Annotated in this window: 14 protein-coding genes; 6 read left to right on the top strand and 8 right to left on the bottom strand. The window is 71.9% G+C overall.

Annotated elements, in window-relative coordinates:
- Window positions 1-432: 432 nt before the first annotated feature.
- From WMF33_RS01640 to WMF33_RS01615, 6 genes are all read right to left on the bottom strand, one after another.
- Window positions 433-1,785: an LLM class flavin-dependent oxidoreductase gene (locus tag WMF33_RS01640; RefSeq protein ID WP_437335495.1), complete on the bottom strand. Its 1,353-nt coding sequence runs from the start codon at window positions 1,783-1,785 to the stop codon at window positions 433-435.
- Window positions 1,782-2,570: an ABC transporter ATP-binding protein gene (locus WMF33_RS01635; protein ID WP_437335494.1), complete on the bottom strand. Its 789-nt coding sequence runs from the start codon at window positions 2,568-2,570 to the stop codon at window positions 1,782-1,784. Before WMF33_RS01635 ends, WMF33_RS01640 begins: the two co-directional genes overlap by 4 nt.
- Complete coding sequence (locus WMF33_RS01630; protein WP_437335493.1) at window positions 2,546-3,463, bottom strand: ABC transporter permease subunit; 918 nt, start codon at window positions 3,461-3,463, stop codon at window positions 2,546-2,548. Before WMF33_RS01630 ends, WMF33_RS01635 begins: the two co-directional genes overlap by 25 nt.
- The gene (locus WMF33_RS01625) at window positions 3,460-4,506 is read right to left on the bottom strand and encodes an ABC transporter substrate-binding protein (RefSeq protein WP_437335492.1); all 1,047 of its coding nucleotides are present in this window, start codon (window positions 4,504-4,506) and stop codon (window positions 3,460-3,462) included. Before WMF33_RS01625 ends, WMF33_RS01630 begins: the two co-directional genes overlap by 4 nt.
- Before the next feature lie 435 nt (window positions 4,507-4,941).
- The gene (locus WMF33_RS01620; protein ID WP_437335491.1) at window positions 4,942-5,901 is read right to left on the bottom strand and encodes a LysR family transcriptional regulator; all 960 of its coding nucleotides are present in this window, start codon (window positions 5,899-5,901) and stop codon (window positions 4,942-4,944) included.
- A gap of 32 nt (window positions 5,902-5,933) precedes the next feature.
- Window positions 5,934-6,092: a hypothetical protein gene (locus tag WMF33_RS01615; RefSeq protein WP_437335490.1), complete on the bottom strand. Its 159-nt coding sequence runs from the start codon at window positions 6,090-6,092 to the stop codon at window positions 5,934-5,936.
- Here WMF33_RS01615 and WMF33_RS01610 point away from each other — a divergent pair.
- On the top strand, window positions 6,091-6,891 hold the full coding sequence (locus WMF33_RS01610) for a dioxygenase family protein (protein WP_437335489.1): 801 nt from the start codon (window positions 6,091-6,093) through the stop codon (window positions 6,889-6,891). The two genes, WMF33_RS01615 and WMF33_RS01610, sit on opposite strands and share 2 nt — an antisense overlap.
- Before the next feature lie 21 nt (window positions 6,892-6,912).
- A complete protein-coding gene (locus WMF33_RS01605; protein ID WP_061626113.1) occupies window positions 6,913-7,569 on the top strand; it encodes a YceI family protein in 657 nt (218 codons plus the stop codon).
- A gap of 52 nt (window positions 7,570-7,621) precedes the next feature.
- Here the strand turns inward: WMF33_RS01605 and WMF33_RS01600 are convergent, their stop codons facing one another.
- Both WMF33_RS01600 and WMF33_RS01595 read right to left on the bottom strand, forming a co-directional pair.
- Window positions 7,622-9,028: a serine hydrolase domain-containing protein gene (locus WMF33_RS01600; protein WP_437335488.1), complete on the bottom strand. Its 1,407-nt coding sequence runs from the start codon at window positions 9,026-9,028 to the stop codon at window positions 7,622-7,624.
- A gap of 229 nt (window positions 9,029-9,257) precedes the next feature.
- Window positions 9,258-10,595: a serine hydrolase domain-containing protein gene (locus WMF33_RS01595; RefSeq protein WP_437335487.1), complete on the bottom strand. Its 1,338-nt coding sequence runs from the start codon at window positions 10,593-10,595 to the stop codon at window positions 9,258-9,260.
- Window positions 10,596-11,750: 1,155 nt separating this feature from the next.
- On the opposite strand from WMF33_RS01595, the gene WMF33_RS01590 reads away from it, so the two are divergent.
- The 4 genes from WMF33_RS01590 (at window position 11,751) to WMF33_RS01575 (ending at window position 15,249) form a co-directional block, all read left to right on the top strand.
- A complete protein-coding gene (locus tag WMF33_RS01590; RefSeq protein WP_437335486.1) occupies window positions 11,751-12,809 on the top strand; it encodes a polyprenyl synthetase family protein in 1,059 nt (352 codons plus the stop codon).
- Window positions 12,810-12,816: 7 nt separating this feature from the next.
- Window positions 12,817-13,386 (top strand): hypothetical protein, encoded by a 570-nt coding sequence (locus WMF33_RS01585; RefSeq protein ID WP_437335485.1) that lies wholly within the window; start codon window positions 12,817-12,819, stop codon window positions 13,384-13,386.
- Window positions 13,387-13,924: 538 nt separating this feature from the next.
- Window positions 13,925-14,182: a hypothetical protein gene (locus tag WMF33_RS01580; protein ID WP_437335484.1), complete on the top strand. Its 258-nt coding sequence runs from the start codon at window positions 13,925-13,927 to the stop codon at window positions 14,180-14,182.
- On the top strand, window positions 14,179-15,249 hold the full coding sequence (locus WMF33_RS01575) for a hypothetical protein (protein WP_437335483.1): 1,071 nt from the start codon (window positions 14,179-14,181) through the stop codon (window positions 15,247-15,249). The genes WMF33_RS01580 and WMF33_RS01575 overlap by 4 nt, the downstream gene beginning before the upstream one ends.
- The last annotated feature ends 7 nt before the right edge of the window (window positions 15,250-15,256 follow it).

Below are 15,256 nucleotides of genomic sequence, written 5' to 3'. Positions count from 1 at the left end.
TTTAATTTACTTATGGCTCGCTTGAGCGGCTCGCCGGCAGCTGCTCACCCGACCGGGGTTGCGAGTCCGATCGCCGACCGGGGTTGAGGTTCCGGCCCGACCGGGGTTGAGGTTCCGCCGACCGACCGGGGTTGAGGTTCCGGCCCGACCGGGGTTGAGGTTCCGGCCCGACCGGGGTTGAGGTTCCCCGGCCTGACCGGGGTTGAGCTTCCGCCGACCGGGGTTGAGGTTCCCCGGCCCGACCGGGGTTGAGCTTCCGCCGCCCGACCGGGGTTGAGGTTCCGGGGTTGAGGTTCCGCCGACCGGGGTTGAGGTTCCGCCGCCCGACCGAGGTTGAGGTCCGGCGGAGGTCCGGCGGAGATTCCGCCCGCCCGCCCGACTGGGGTTGACGTTCCGCCCGCCAACCCAGGTTGCGGCCAACCGTAACTCAGCTCACTCCGCCGCCTCGACCAGCTCTTGACCGTGGTTGCGGTTCGCCGGCCGCGGCAGCCCGTAGTTCTCGCGCAGCGTCCTGCCCTCGTACTCCGTCCTGAACAGCCCGCGCCGCTGCAGGATCGGCACCACGTGCTCCACGAACGCCGCGAGCCCCGACGGCAGCACCGGCGGCATCACGTTAAACCCATCGGCCGCCCCCTGCTCCCACCAGTGCTGGATCGCGTCCGCCACCTGCTCCGGCGTCCCGGCAAACGTCCGATGCCCCCGGCCGCCGCCCAGCCGGCCGATGAGCTGGCGCACCGTCAGCCGCTCCCGCCGCGCCAGGCTCACGATCAGCGTGTAGCGGCTCTTGGCCCCCTCGATCTGATCCTCGCTCGGCAGATCCCTCGGCAGCTCGGCGTCCAGATCGAGCTCCTCCGGCTTCACGCGCAGCGTCTGCGCGAGCTGCCGCTTCGCATACTCCGGCTTGATGAGCCGCTCGAGCTCCGCGTCGAGCGCCTGCGCCTCCGCCTCGGTGGCCCCGATCACCGGCACGATCCCCGGCAAGATCTTGATCGACTCCGGATCGCGCCCCAACCCCCGCACGCGCGCCTTCAGATCGGTATAGAACTGCTGCGCGTCGTCCAGCGTCTGCTGCGCCGTGAACACCGCCTCGGCGTACCGCGCCGCCAGCTCCTTGCCGTCCTCCGACGATCCGGCCTGCACCAGCAACGGATATCCTTGCGGCGGCCGTGGCACGTTGAGCGCCCCCTCGACCTTGAAGTACTTGCCCACGTGCCGCGGCGGATGGATCTTCCGGTCGTCGCCCCAGACGCCGTTCTCCTTGTCGCCGAGCGGCGCGTCGTCGTCCCAGCTGTCCCACAGCTTCAACGACACATCGATGAACTCCGCCGCCCGGGCATAACGGTCGCTGTGCGCCGGCAGCTCGTCCAGATTGAAGTTGCGCGCCGCATCCACGCCCGCGGTCGTGACGATGTTCCACCCGGCGCGCCCCCCGCTGATGTGATCCAGCGACGCGAACCTCCGGGCCAGGTTGAACGGCTCGTTGTACGTGGTCGAGGCGGTGGCGATCAGCCCGATGTGCTCGGTCACGCCCGCGAGCGCCGCGAGCAGCACCGTCGGCTCGAGCGTCCCGGCCGGCCTGCGGCCGACGTTGTTCCAGAGGACCGGGCTGTCGGCGAGGAACAGCGAGTCGAGCTTCCCCCGCTCCGCGATGCGGGCCAGGTTCTTGAAATGCTCGATGTTCGTGTTCGCGAACGGATCGCTCTCCGGCAAGCGCCACGAGGCCTCGTGGTGGCCTACGCTCATGAGAAACGCGTTGAGATGCAGTCGTCCGGGCCGATGGGTCACGGGGCACTCCCTTCCAGTTCAGAGCTCGAATCGGTGTCTTCGGTCGAGGCCGCGGCCGGCGCCACACCGAGCGCGGCCAGCAGCGACTCGCGGTACGCGAGGAAGCGGGGATCGCGGAGCGGGCGCGGGGCCGGCAGATCGATGCGCTGCTCCTCGGCGATGCGGCCGCCTTCGAGCACCAGCACCCGGTCGGCGAGCGCGATCGCCTCGTCGACGTCGTGGGTGACCAGCAGCACGGCCGGCCGGTGCCGCGCGCACAGCTCGCGCAGCAGATCGTGCATGCGCATCCGGGTCAGGGCGTCGAGCGCGCCGAACGGCTCGTCGGCCAGCACGAGCTCCGGGTCGCGCACCAGCGACCGCGCCAGCGCCACCCGCTGCTGCTCGCCGCCGGACAGCTCGACAGGCCACGCGCGCTCCCGCCCCGCGAGCCCGACCTCCGCGAGCGCCGCCTCCCCGCGCGCCCGCGCCGACGGCACGTCGAGCCCCAGGATCACGTTGTCGAGCACCCGCGCCCACGGCAAGAGCCGCGTGTCCTGGAACACGACCGCTCGATTCTCCGGCACGTGCAGCTCGCCCGTGCCGGTCACTTCCAAATCGAGCTCGGCGATCGCCCGCAGCAGCGTGCTCTTGCCGGAGCCGCTCCGGCCGAGCAGCGCGACGAACTCGCCCCGCTGGATCTCGAGATCGATGCCGTCGAGGACCGTGCGGGCGCCGAAGCGGCGAACCAGGTTGCGGATCCGCACCGTAGGCGGCGGCGCGGTCAGCCGGCCAGGATGCGACGCCATGACAGGGTCCTTCTCTCGATGAGCCGCACGGCCGAGTCGGAGGCCAGGCCGAACAGCCCATACACGACGAGCCCGAGGAGGATGATCTCCGTCTGGCCGTAAGAGCGGGCCAGCGACATCATGTGACCGATGCCGCTCGTGGCGTTGATCTGCTCGACCACGACGAGCGCCAGCCACGCGCCGGTGACCGCCAGCCGGAGGCCCATGAGGAAGCCCGGCATCGCCCCCGGCAAGGCCACCTTCCGGATGAACTGCCACCGCGTCAGGCGGACCGTCTCGGCCAGCTCCACGTAGCGCGCGTCGATGGTGCGCAGCGCGGCGTGGGTGTGCACGTAGACCGGGATGACCACGCCGAGGGCGATGGTGAGCACCTTCATCTGCTCGCCGATGCCGAACCACAGGATCAGCAGCGGAATCAGCGCGAGCGTCGGTATCGCGCGCTTGATCTGCACCGGCCCGTCCACGAGCGCCTCGCCGACGCGGGTCAGCCCGGAGAGCAACGCCAGGACCGTACCGAGGCCGACCCCGAGGGCGAGCCCCAGGAACGCGCGCTGCGCCGACGTGAGCAGGTTCGACAGGAGCCGCCCGTCGGCGATCAGGTCGCGCGCCGTGCTCACCACGGTCCACGGCGCGGAGAGCACGCGCGCGTCGAGCGCGCCGGTCGCCGACGCGGCGGCCCAGACGGCGATCAGCAGCGCCGGGCCGAGCGCCAGGCCGTACGGGATGCGGCGGCCAGGGCCGAGCCGGCGCGGCGAGCGGCGGACGGCGGACGGGCCGCGGGCCGGCGGCGCGCTCGCGCCGAGCTGCGGCGAGGAGATCTCGGCCGTCGCGGTGAGATCCGGGATGCTGACGAGGCGCGGCGATGAGGCCCTCGTGGGGAGTGCGGTGGTCATGGCGTGCTCCTCCCGGCCGTCGCCGGCCGGTCCGTCGGTCCGGCGCCCTGGGCGGCGCCGGCCACCTCCGCCCCGATCGTCTGGAAGCGAAGGTCGAAGATCGTCCTGGCCTCGAAGCGCTTCTGGCCAGAGGCCTCGGCGAGCAGATCGACGGTCTCCTGGGTCAGCGCGATCGCCTCGGTCCAGTCGGCCGGATAGTGCGGTTTGCCGGCGGACTCGATGAGGAAGCGCCCTTCCCTGGCCGTCAGGCCCTGATCCTTGACGTAATAGGCCTCGATCCACGCCTCCGGGTGCTCGTACGCCCACAGCTGCGCCCGGGTCCGCCACTTGGCGTACTCGGCCAGCGCGGCCGCCTTGTCGGCGTTCTCCAGCACGGCCCTGCGCACGTAGAAGAAGCTGAGGTTGTCGCGGACCCCGTGCGGGATCGACGAGGCGCCCTCGGCGCGGTACTCGTTCAGGTAGCGCAGGAGGATGATGCCGGACAGCGGCGCGACGTCGACCTGGCGGCTGGTGAGCGCCTCCTTGAACTCGCTGCTGCTCAGCTGGACGAGCGTGACGTCCTGCGGCGACAGCCCGGCCTTGTTGAGGACGCGCTGGACGAGCGCGCCCTGCGCCTGCCCCGGCGAATACGCGATCTTCTTGCCGCGGAGATCCTGGATCGACGCGAGCCGCACGCCCGGCGCCGTGGCCAGCTCGTAGATGGGCTTTTCCCGGACCTGCACCGTGATGATCTTCACGTCGAGCCCGGTGAAGGTGGCGTGGATGGGCGGCGTGTCGCCGACCGCGCCCGCGTCGAGGGCGCCGGCGCGGAACGCCTCCACGGTCTGCGGTCCACCGCTGATGTTCTGCCAGTCGACGCGGAACGGAAGCCGGTCGATGTCGCCCGAGAGCTGGAGTTGCTTCTGCACGGTCGGATCACCGATGCTGAGCCGCGTCTCCCGCGGGAACTCGGCCGGGATCGCGGCGTCCAGGGCGAGCCGGGCGCCGGCGCTCGCCTCGCCCTCGCGCTTGCACCCGGGCAGGGCGAGCAGCGCCGCGAGCACCAGAAGAAAGCGTTTCCTGTCGATGAACGTGCGCAGATGGACCTCGGTGCGCGGCTGGAAGCGGGGCCGCTCCTCCGGCGTCCGGGCGCCGCCCCGCCGCCGAGCCGGCGCCGGAGGGGGTTCCGTGAGAGACGCTGAGAGGAGCTGCGGTGAAGGCGGTGGATGCGACCCCTCCGCGGGAGCGCCGCGCGGCGACAGAACAGCAACACCCATGCCGTCCTGCGACTCGCCCCCTGGCGGCGGCGGTCCCTGGGCCCGCGCCCACCGCCGCGCGGCGCCCGGCGGCGGGGCTGCGGGCGCGTTGCTTCCCCAGAAGCAGCCGGTGGTGATCCGCTGCTCGGGCGCGAGCACGGCCGGCGTCCGTCCGATCGGGAGACGCGGCCTGGGTCCGGTCCGACCGGGAAACGCGGCCGGGAGCGGCGACGGACGAGCCCGCTATCGCGCGGCGGAGGCCTCGCGCCGCCCCTGGACGCCGAACGCGTCGAGCAGGTAGTCGCGGAAGGCGCGGATCTTCGACGGCAGGAAGCGCGTCCCCGGGTGCACGAGGTAGAGGGGAGCAGCGCCGTCGATCGCGTGATCCTTGAGCACGGGCACGAGCCGCTTCGCGTCGAGATCGCTCCGCACGTTGACCGCGGGGACGAGCGCGATCCCGGCCCCGGCCAGCGCGACCTCGCGGCAGAAGGAGTAGTCGGACGCCGCGATCGCCGCGCGCACCCGGAGCTCGGCGCGATCGCCGCCGTCGCGCGGCTGCAGCGCGATCGTCGCGTGCCCGCGGGTGGTCTGGGCCAGGAGCAGCCGGTGCCCCGCGAGGTCCTCGGGCCTGCGCACGGGCCCGTGCTTGCGGAGGTAGGCCGGCGCCGCGAACAGCCCCATCTCGATGTGCTGCAGCCTGTAGGCGATGAGCGACGAGTCCGGGAGGCTCGCGGTCGCGCGCAGGGCCACGTCGATCTGGTGGGCGTCGAAGTCGAGGAGCGCCTCGGTGAGGAGCATCTCCACCGAGATCTCCGGGTAGCGCTCCGCGAAGCCCGCGGAGAGCGGCGCCAGCAGGCTCAGCCCGAGGTCGAACGGCGCGGTCACCCGGAGGTGCCCGCTCGGCTTGGCGCGCGCCTGCTGCAGCGCCGCGTTCGCGTCCTCCAGGAGCTCGAGCGCCCGGCCCACCCGCATCCGGTAGGCGAGGCCGTCCTCCGTGGCCTGCACGCGCCGCGGGCTGCGCCGGAGCAGCTCCACGCCGAGCGCGTGCTCCAGGCGGGTGATGCGGCGGCTGACGCTGCCCTTGGTCTCCCCCAGCGTCCTCGCGGCCGCCGTGATCGACCCGAGATCCACGACCAGGCAAAAGGCCCGCAGATCGAGCAAATCTGCGTCGATGGTTTCCTTTTTGACAACCTGGCGTTTCATTGTGGGGGCATTGTACCATTCTCGGAAACGTCCTAGGGTTCGCTCATGGATCGCCGGGCCGCGTTGAAGCTCCTCCTCGCCGCGGGCGGGGCCGCGCCCATGGCGGGCGCCTGCGGGCGCTCGACGCCGACGACCTCGAGTTCGGCTTCGACTACCGGCGCGACGTCGATCGCGACCGAGGGAGGTTCCATGTCCGAGACCCATGACAAGGCCCACGCGGGGCGCATGCCGGCCCTCTTCCTCGCGCACGGCTCTCCGTTCCTGCTCGACGATCGCGCGTGGGTGGCCGAGCTCCGCGCCTGGGCGCAGGCGATGCCGCGCCCCAAGGCGATCTTGATGCTCTCGGCCCACTGGGTCGACGCGCCGGTCACCGTCGGCGCCACCGAGACCGTGCCCCTCGTCTATGACTTCTACAACTTCCCCGAGAAGTATTACCGCGTGACGTACCCCGCGCCTGGCGCCCCCGCGCTCGCCCGGCGCGTCCGGGAGCTGCTCGGCCGCCTCGGGCCGGTCGCCGAGGATCCGCGCCGGGGCCTCGATCACGGGGCCTATGTGCCGCTCGTCTGCATGTACCCGGACGCGGAGATACCCGTGCTCCAGATCTCGTTACCGACGCTTTCTCCAGCCCCTCTCCTCGAGATGGGCCGAGCGCTCGCGCCGCTGCGCGATGAGGGGGTGCTGCTGATCGGCAGCGGTTTCTTGACGCATAACCTGCGCGCGGCAGACTGGCGCGGTGATGCGGTCGCGCAGCCCTGGGCCACGGAGTTCGATGCCTGGTGCGCCGAGGTCCTCGGGCGCCGGGACGTGGACGCGCTGCTCGATTACCGCAGGCGAGCGCCGGGCGTGAAGATGGCGCTCCCGACGCACGAGCATTTCGTACCGGTCGTCGCCGCCCTCGGGGCGTCGATCGACGTGAGCGAGGCGGCGGCGTTCCCCATCACGGGGCTCACCTACGGCTCGTTCACCAAGCGTTCTGTGCAGTTTGGATGACCGATAAGGAGAATGTCTCTCATGATCACGACCCGCATCGTTCGCCTCGCGCTCCCCGCCGCTCTCCTGCTCTCGCTCGCGGGCTGCGAGGATCCGACGAAGGACAAGCCCAAGGCGACCGTCTCGTCCGCCGCGCCGGCGCAGACGCAGGCGGCCGCGCCCACCGGCGCCGCCGAGACGTTCCCCATCGACGCGGCCGCGTCGACCATCGGCTTCGTCGGCTCGAAGGTCACCGGCAAGCACGAGGGCAAGTTCGAGAAGATCTCGGGCTCGATCACGCTCGCCGGCGGCAAGGCCGCGGGCGGCAAGCTCAGCATCGAGGCCGACACCGCGTCGGTGAAGACCGACGCGGAGAAGCTCGACGGCCACCTCAAGTCGGCGGATTTCTTCGACGTCGAGAAGTTCCCGAAGGCGAGCTTCACCTCGACCGAGATCAAGGCCGGCGGGGACAACGGCGCGACGCACACCGTCACCGGCGAGCTCGATCTGCACGGGGTGAAGAAGACCATCACCTTCCCCGCGACCATCACCGAGGGCGCCGACGCCGTGTCGGGGAACGCCGAGTTCGTGATCAACCGGAAGGATTTCGGGATCGTCTATCCGGGCAAGCAGGACGACCTGATCCGCGACGACGTGCTGCTCAAGCTCTCGCTCAAGGCGCCGCGCAAGCAGGGCTGAGCGCCGGCGGAGGACCGGGTGCGCCGCCCGCGCCGGCGGCGCGGGCGCGGGCTCACTCGCACAGGGCGGTGTCGACGAGGTCGAGGATCTCCAGGTAGGCCTCCTCGGCGCCCTCTTCGCCATACAGGAAGTACGGCAGCACCGTGACGGCGACGGTGACGGCGCGGCCGTCGTCGGTGACGCCGCCGCGGGTGTGGTAGCCGGGGATGTCGCCGCCGTGGCCCCAGACGACGCCGCCGCAGCTCAGCGGGGTGCTGACCACGCCGAGCCCGTACTGGGCGCCGGGCCACATGCCGGGGGCGTCGACGGTGGTGCGCAGCGCCTCGAGCTCTGCCGGCTCGAGCAGCTCGCCGCCGAAGAGGGCGGCGAAGAAGCGGTTGAGGTCGCTCGGGGTCCCGATCACCTGTCCGGCGGCCCATCCCCAGGACGTGTCCAGCTCGGTGACGTCCTGCAGCGGCTCACGAGGCACGTCCGTGTGATAGCCCTTCACATGGCATCCCCGGATGTCCTGCTCCCCGACGTCGGGAAGATAGGTGTCGCGCAGCCCGATGCGGTCGATGATCCGGCGCGTGATCTCCTCGTTGAGCGGGCGGCCGGTGACCTTCTCGACGATCAAGCCGGCGAGGACGTAGTTGGTGTTGCTGTACGCCCATTCGGAGCCGGGGGCCTTCCCCGGCTGCGACAGCCCCATGTCGAGCAGGGTGTAGGGGTCGAAGTAGGTGTGCTGGATCTTGAAGACGCCCTCGGCCAGGAGCACATCGTCGTAGTCGGGCAGCCCGCTCGTGTGCTGCAGCAGCTGCCGGACCGTGATCTCGCGGCCGTCGATGCCCTCGCCGCGCACCAGGTCTGGCAGGTACGTCTCGACCGGCGCGTCGAGGTCGACCTTGCCTTCGCCGACGAGCTGCAGGACGACCACGGCGGTGAAGGTCTTGCTGTTGCTTCCGAAGCGCACCAGCCCATCGACGGGCACCTTCGCCTGCGTCTCCAGGTCGGCGACACCGGCGGCGTAGTGATGGGTATTCCCGTCGGGGTCAACGACGGCGGCCAGGACGGCGGGGTACTTGCGGTCGCTCACCATGCTGTCCATGACCTGCTGCACGAGGTCGTCAGGATCGGTGTTGGCGCCGTTCGTGGAGCCGTCGGAGCACTCGCCCGGCGCGGTGTCATCACCGCCATTGCCGCCGTCGCCCCCGTTGCCGCCGTTGCCGCCCTCGCCCCCGTTGCCGCTCTCGCCCTCGTTGCCGCCCTCGCCCTCGTTGCCGCCCTCGCCGCCGCCGCTCACGCTGCTCGTCGCGTCGGTGTTCGCCGGGGCTTCGTCGTCGTCGCAGCCCGCGAGCAGGGCCGAGGAGCCGAGCAGCGCCGAGAGCAGGGCCGCCGAGAAGACATTGCGCAAGCGCCTCTCAGCGGCGCCGGCGACACGAGTCCTCGGAGAGGTCAAACGATGGTGCATGGAATTCATGTTCAGCTCCTGTTCGGTTGCTTGGCGCCCTCGGCTCACCGCTTGCGCGCCTGCGGCTCGCGCCGCCGGGCCTCGCTGCGTCTCATGGGAGAGCGCCGCTCGATTTCGTAACTCTGTTCCCGGACTCGCGAGGATCGTTCACGCCTCGATACGATTTTTACTTCGATGCCCGCTGCGGATCACGCCAGCACGGCTGTCGTGACCACCGGCGCGAGGGCGCGCTCGAGGCTCAATCGCACAGGGCGGTGTCCGTGAGGGCGAGGACGTTCTCGTAGACGGCATAAGCCTGCTCGCGGGTTTGCACGCCGGGCACGGCGGAGGGCAGCGCCGTGACGGCGACGGTGACGGCGCGGCCGTCCTCGGCCACGCCGCCGCTGGTCTCGTAGCCGAAGATGTCGCCGCCATGGCCCCAGACGACGCCGCCGCAGCGCAGCGGGAGGCTGCTCAGGCCGAGCCCGTATCGGTAGCCGGGCCACTGGCTGGATGCGTCGACGGTGGCGCGCATCTCCTCGAGCTCCGCCGGCTCGAGGAGCTCGCCGCCGAGCAGGGCGGTGAAGAAACGGTTCATGTCGCTCGGGGTGGAGATCATGTTTCCGGAGGCCCCGGCGATGGACGGGTCCAGCTCGGTGACGTCGCGCAGCGGCTCGCCGAGGTTCGCGTGATAGCCCCTGGGATGGCACCTCCGAATGCCCTGCTCGCCGACCTCGGGGACGTAGGTGTCGCGCAGCCCGATGCGATCGATGATCCGGCGCGTGACCTCCTCGGCCAGAGGGCGGCCGGTGACCTTCTCGACGAGCAGGCCAGCGATGATGTAGTTGGTGTTGCTGTACGCCCATTCGGCGCCGGGAGCCTTCCCGGGCTGCGTCAGCGCCAGGTCGAGCAGCGCGCGGGGCTGGACGTAGGTGCGAATGGCCTTGAAGAGGTCGTCACCCAGGAGCAGCCCGACGAAATCGGGCAGCCCGCTCTCGTGCCGCAGCAGCTGCCGCACCGTGATCTCGCGGCCGTCGATGCCCTCGCCGCGGATCAGGTCCGGCAGGTACGTCTCGATCGGCGCGTCGAGGTCGACCTTGCCCTCGCCGACGAGCTGCAGGACGACCACGGCGGTGAAGGGCTTGGTGTTGCTCCCGATGCGCACCTGCCCGTCGACAGGCACCTTCGCCTGCGTCTCCAGGTCGCCGACGCCGGCCGTGTAGTGACGGGTCTTCTCGTCGAGATCGCGGACGGCGACGAGCACGGCGGGGAACTTGTCGTCGCGCACCAGGCGGTCCATGGCTCGCTGGACCGGATCGTCCGGATCGGTGTTGGCCTCGATCGTGGAGTCACCGGCGCACTCGACCGGCGGTCTGCCGCCGCCGACGCCGGCGTCATCGCCGCCACCGCCGCCCGTGCCGCTCGCGACGTCCGTGCTCGCCGGGGTCCCGCCAGCGTCGGAGCAGCCCGCGAGCAGGGCCGAGGTGCCGAGCAGCGACGAGGCGAGGATCATCGAGAACACCCCTCGCAAACACCTCGTTGCCGCGCCGGCGCCCTGCGTTGTCGGAGAAGTGAAGTGATGGTCGATGGATTTCATGATCGGCTCCTGGTCGTGTGCGGGCGTCCCCGGATCACCGGCGCTCGTCCGCGGCTCGCGCCGGGCGTCGCCATGTGGATTGAAGGGCGCCGTTCGATTTCGGAGCTCTGTTCCCGGACTCGTGAGGATCGTTCAACTCCGGAGGCGAACTTCTCTTCAGAACACCACCGGCGATTCACCGAGCGCCGCTGTGCGCGCGCGGCAGCGGAGTCCCGCGCGTGAGCTCGCGCCTCGAGGCCGCTGTGCGCTTCGTCGAGCGGCGCCTCGAGCTCTCTCTGGTTCTGGAGGAGGGTAGACCGAGGGGCGCGTGTTCGTCGCGTGTCGCGGGGAGGGCCGATGTGTGAGACCTAGAGCCCTCACTCTCCGGCGCTGCCGGAGAGCGAGGGCTCTGGCGAGTTTGTCGTCGCCCCCGCGCCGCGCGACGAACACGCGCCCCTCGGGCCGGGCGGCTCGTCGAGGCCCCCGCCTCCAGAACGACGCGGAGCTAGTCAGTCAACCGCACACCACCCAGCCCTCTTCCGCGGCGCGGGCCCGCGCTTCGCCCGGAGCATCGCTGTAAGGCGAGCGGCCGCGGCCAGCGTGGTCCCGGCGATGAGCGATGCTGGGGCAACGCCGTGATGTCCAGGTTTCCTCAAGCCAAACTTCATGTGCATATGCAGGCCCTCGTCAGGAGGAGATGGTCGGTCGCTGGCTCGAGGGAAAGAAGCGCCGTCGGCAAGCAGCCAGGGAGACGCGCGTCGGCCCAGAGAGCACACGAGCGACAGCCCTCCGCCCGATTTCGGGCAGCTCACCGGACTGGATGCCGCCACGGCGGACGAGCCTTCACATTATTTTGCTGGGGTTTCCTGGGTCCCTCCGCTCGACCGCATGATGGTAATGTTGCTGCGGAGATAGTTTGGTTACAGTGATGCCCGATGATTACAGCCGGCAGCCGATCGCAGCCGCAGGGTCCTGGGGCCGGACGGCTCCCCTCGAGCGTCGGCCCAGCGGGGATCCCGGGGGACGGGGACGAGGCGCCGCAGCGCCCGCGCGCGCCGGCGCGCGTCGGCCGACGGCGGGGAGCGCAGGCGCGTTGACGCCCGTGCTCGACGCCATCCAGAATGGACGGATCCGGCGGCGTTGCGCGGGCGACGGCGGCGCCGAGCCCGGGACGCGATGACGCCGGCGGAGCTGCACCTTTACCTCGACGAATGCCGCGAGCTCGTGACGGCCGAGATCCGCAGGATCATCCCCGCCGATCCGCGCCGCGGGGCGGCGCTCTACGATCTCATGCTCGACTACCCGCTGCGGGAGGCCAAGGGCCTCCGCCCGGCGCTGTGCATCGCGGCCTGCCGCGCCCTAGGCGGGAAGCTCGAGGCGGTGCTGCGCTCGGCGGCGGTGCTCGAGCTCTACCACAACGCCTTCCTCATCCACGACGACATCGAGGACGAGTCGCTCCTGCGCCGCGGCGGGCCGACGCTGCACCGCGCGTACGGCGTGCCGGTCGCGGTGAACGTGGGCGACGCCATGCTCGCGCTCTCGCTCCAGCCGCTCCTCGACAACATCGAGACGCTCGGCCTCGGCCCAGCGCTGCGCATCCTGCAGGCCGTGGCGCGGATGACGCGCGAGTCCGTGGAGGGGCAGGCCCTGGAGCTCGACTGGGTCCGGCGGGCGGCGTGGGACCTGGCCGACGAGGACTACGTCACCATGGTCGAGCAGAAGACGTGCTGGTACAGCTTCATCACCCCGGTCGCGATCGGGGCGATCGCGGCGCGGCTCGATCCAGGCCGGATCGAGGCGCTCTCGAGCTTCGCGCGGCGGCTCGGCGTGGCGTTCCAGATCCAGGACGACATCCTGAACCTCGCCGGCGACGTGGGCGAGTACGGCAAGGAGATCGGCGGCGACCTCTGGGAAGGGAAGCGAACGCTGATCCTGCTGCACGCGCTGCGCCACGCGGCGGCCGAGGATCGCGCCGAGGCGATCCGGATCCTGGCGCTGCCCCGGCACGGGTCGGCGGCCGAAGCGGGGGCCCGCGTCAAGACGCCGGACGAGGTGCGCTTCTTGCGGGCGCTGATCGAGCGGACCGGCAGCATCGACCACGCCCGGGCCGTGGCGAGCGCCTGGGCGGGCGAGGCCCAGCGCGCCTTCGACGGCTGCGCGGCGTGGCTCCTGCCCGGGGTCCACCGCGATCTGCTCGAGAGCCTGATCCAGTACGTGCTCGAGCGCGTGAGGTGAACGAACGATGATCGACCTGCTCCGGATGCTCCCCGCGCTGTACCCCGCGCCGGCCGCCGAGGACGGCGAAGACCGCGAGCGGCCCGCCCTCTTCGATCTGATCCGGCTGCAGGCGATGATCTACGAGGAGTCGAGGCGCCTTCAGGACCTGCTCTTCGAGCGCCTGCTCGCGCCCGCCGCCCGGCCGGCCGAGGGGGGCGACGGGGCGGGGGCCGGCGCGGGGGCCGGCGCGGGGGCGATCCCCGCGATCCTGCGCCGGGCGCAGCTGCTCGTGCTGAAGCACCCGGTCGCCGCGCAGGCCGCGTTCGCGGCGCTGATCGCGGAGGGGCGGCGGTTCGCGACGACGCCCGAGGGGGCGGAGTGGGCCGCGGCGCTCGCCGGGTCGGACCTGGTCCGCCGGGGCCGGCAGGTCTGGGACGCGGTCGGGATGAACATGCTCGAGGACGATCCGGACGCGATCCTCCCGTCGGCGTACCTCGAGGCGCTGCTGCGGGCGGCGCGGTCGCCAGACCTCGAGGCCGCGCTCCGTGGGCTCTACGATGCGGCGAAAGGAGATCCGCTTGGCGCTGCTCGATAGCGTCCGGGACGCGTCCGCGGAGGGCAACGTGCCGCTCCACCTGCTCCTCGGGCTGGTCTCCTTCGCGCGCCGGCTCGACCGGTTGCTCGGCGCGCCGGGGGCGCCGGCGGCGTCGTCGGCGGCGACACAACCTGGGTTGGGGGCGCCGGCGACGCAACCTGGGTTGGGGGCGCAACCTGGGTTGGGGGCGCCGGCGACGCAACCTGGGTTGGGGGCGCAACCTGGGTTGGGGGCGCCGGCGGGGTTGGGGGCGCCGGGGTTGGGGGCGCCGGCGGGGTTGGGGGCGCCGGCGATGCAACCTGGGTTGGCGCCGGCGATGCAACCTGGGTTGGCGCCGGCGATGCAACCTGGGTTGGGGGCGCAACCTGGGTTGGGGGCGCCGGCGACGCACCCTGGGTTGGGGACGCCGCCGGGGTTGGGGGCGCCGGCGACGCAACCTGGGTTGGGAGCGCTGGGGGCGCTGGCGGGGTTGGGGGCGCCAGCGAAGCAACCTGGGTTGGGGGCGCCGGCGACACCGCCGGCGACGCAACCTGGGTCGGTGGAGCCGGGGTCGGTGGAGCCGCCGCCGACGGGCGCGGCGGCGGCCCCGGGCGGCGCGGCGACTGACGCCCGCAGCGACGCGCTGATCTACCTGCTGCTCGGCGCGATCTCGGTGCGGCGCACGCTCCTCGCGGAGCTCGATCCGCTGCGGCAGGCGCGCCAGGAGCAGGCGCGCCGGGAAGAGGCGCGGCGGGAGGACCGCGGTGCCCCCCATCCCGCGGCGGCCGCTCGCGGGCTCCGGAGCCTGCTCCGGTGACCGCCGCGCTCCCCTTCCCCTCCCCGGTGCCGCGCGTCTCGGCGACGCTCGCCGCCACCGACTACTTCCGACGCTCGCCCGCGCGGCTCCGGGGGCGGGCGGACCACAAGGAGTGGCAGCACTTCCTCGTCCACACCGAGGGCGCCCACCTGCTCGTCAACTTCAACCTGGTCGACGATCGCTGGGCGCCGGACCCGCGGCGCGCCGAGGTCGCGCGCCTCATCGCCCTGGCGCGCACGGACGCGTGGGACGGCGGCGTCGATCGCTTCGCGGACGGCGAGGTCGAGGTGGTCCCGGGCCGCGTCGACGCGCGCTTCGGGGAGAGCTGGCTGCGGTTCGATCGGGGACGCTACCTGCTCTCGATCGCCCTCCGCGACCGCCCCCTCGCCGCCGAGCTCGAGCTCGTGCCGACCACCACCCCGGCGCTCTCGGCGAACCAGCCGCTCTCCCCCGAGCGGAGCCTCTCGTGGCTGTTCGTGCCGCGCCTGGTCGCGCGCGGCACCATCACGGCCGGCGGCGTGACCCGCCGCGTGGAGGCCGCGCCCGCGTACCACGATCACAACTGGGGCCACTTCCTCTGGGGCGACGATTTCTCGTGGGAGTGGGGCTCGGCGCTGCCCTGGGATCCCGCGAACGCGTGGAGCGTCGTGCACGTGCGGATGACCGACCGCGGCCGGTCGGCGGCGCGCTACCAGGGCCTGTTCCTGTGGCGGGGGAGCGAGCCGCTGCGGGTCTTCCGGGACGAGGAGATCCGCGTCGCGTACGACGGCTGCTTCGACGTGGGGCGGCCGCTCCGGGTGCCGCGGGTGATGGCGCTGCTCGCCTCCGGCGCAGCAAGCGACGTGCCGCGCCGGATGGAGGTCGTCGCGCGCGGCGACGGTGACGAGCTCCGCCTGCGCTTCGCGCCCGAAGCCGTAGCCCAGGTTGTGATGCCGAGCGAGCGCGAGCTTGAGGCGGTGACGGTGCTCAACGAGGTGAGCGGGCTGGCGGCGCTCTCCGGGCGCGTCCGCGGGGTGGAGGTGGCCATGGAGGGCCCAGGTGTCTTCGAGTTCCTCCGCGACGGATGATCGGGGC

The sequence above is a fragment of the Sorangium sp. So ce394 genome (genome assembly GCF_051474665.1).
GTDB lineage: Bacteria > Myxococcota_A > Polyangia > Polyangiales > Polyangiaceae > Sorangium > Sorangium cellulosum_D.
This window is presented reverse-complemented; position numbering and strand designations above follow the sequence as displayed.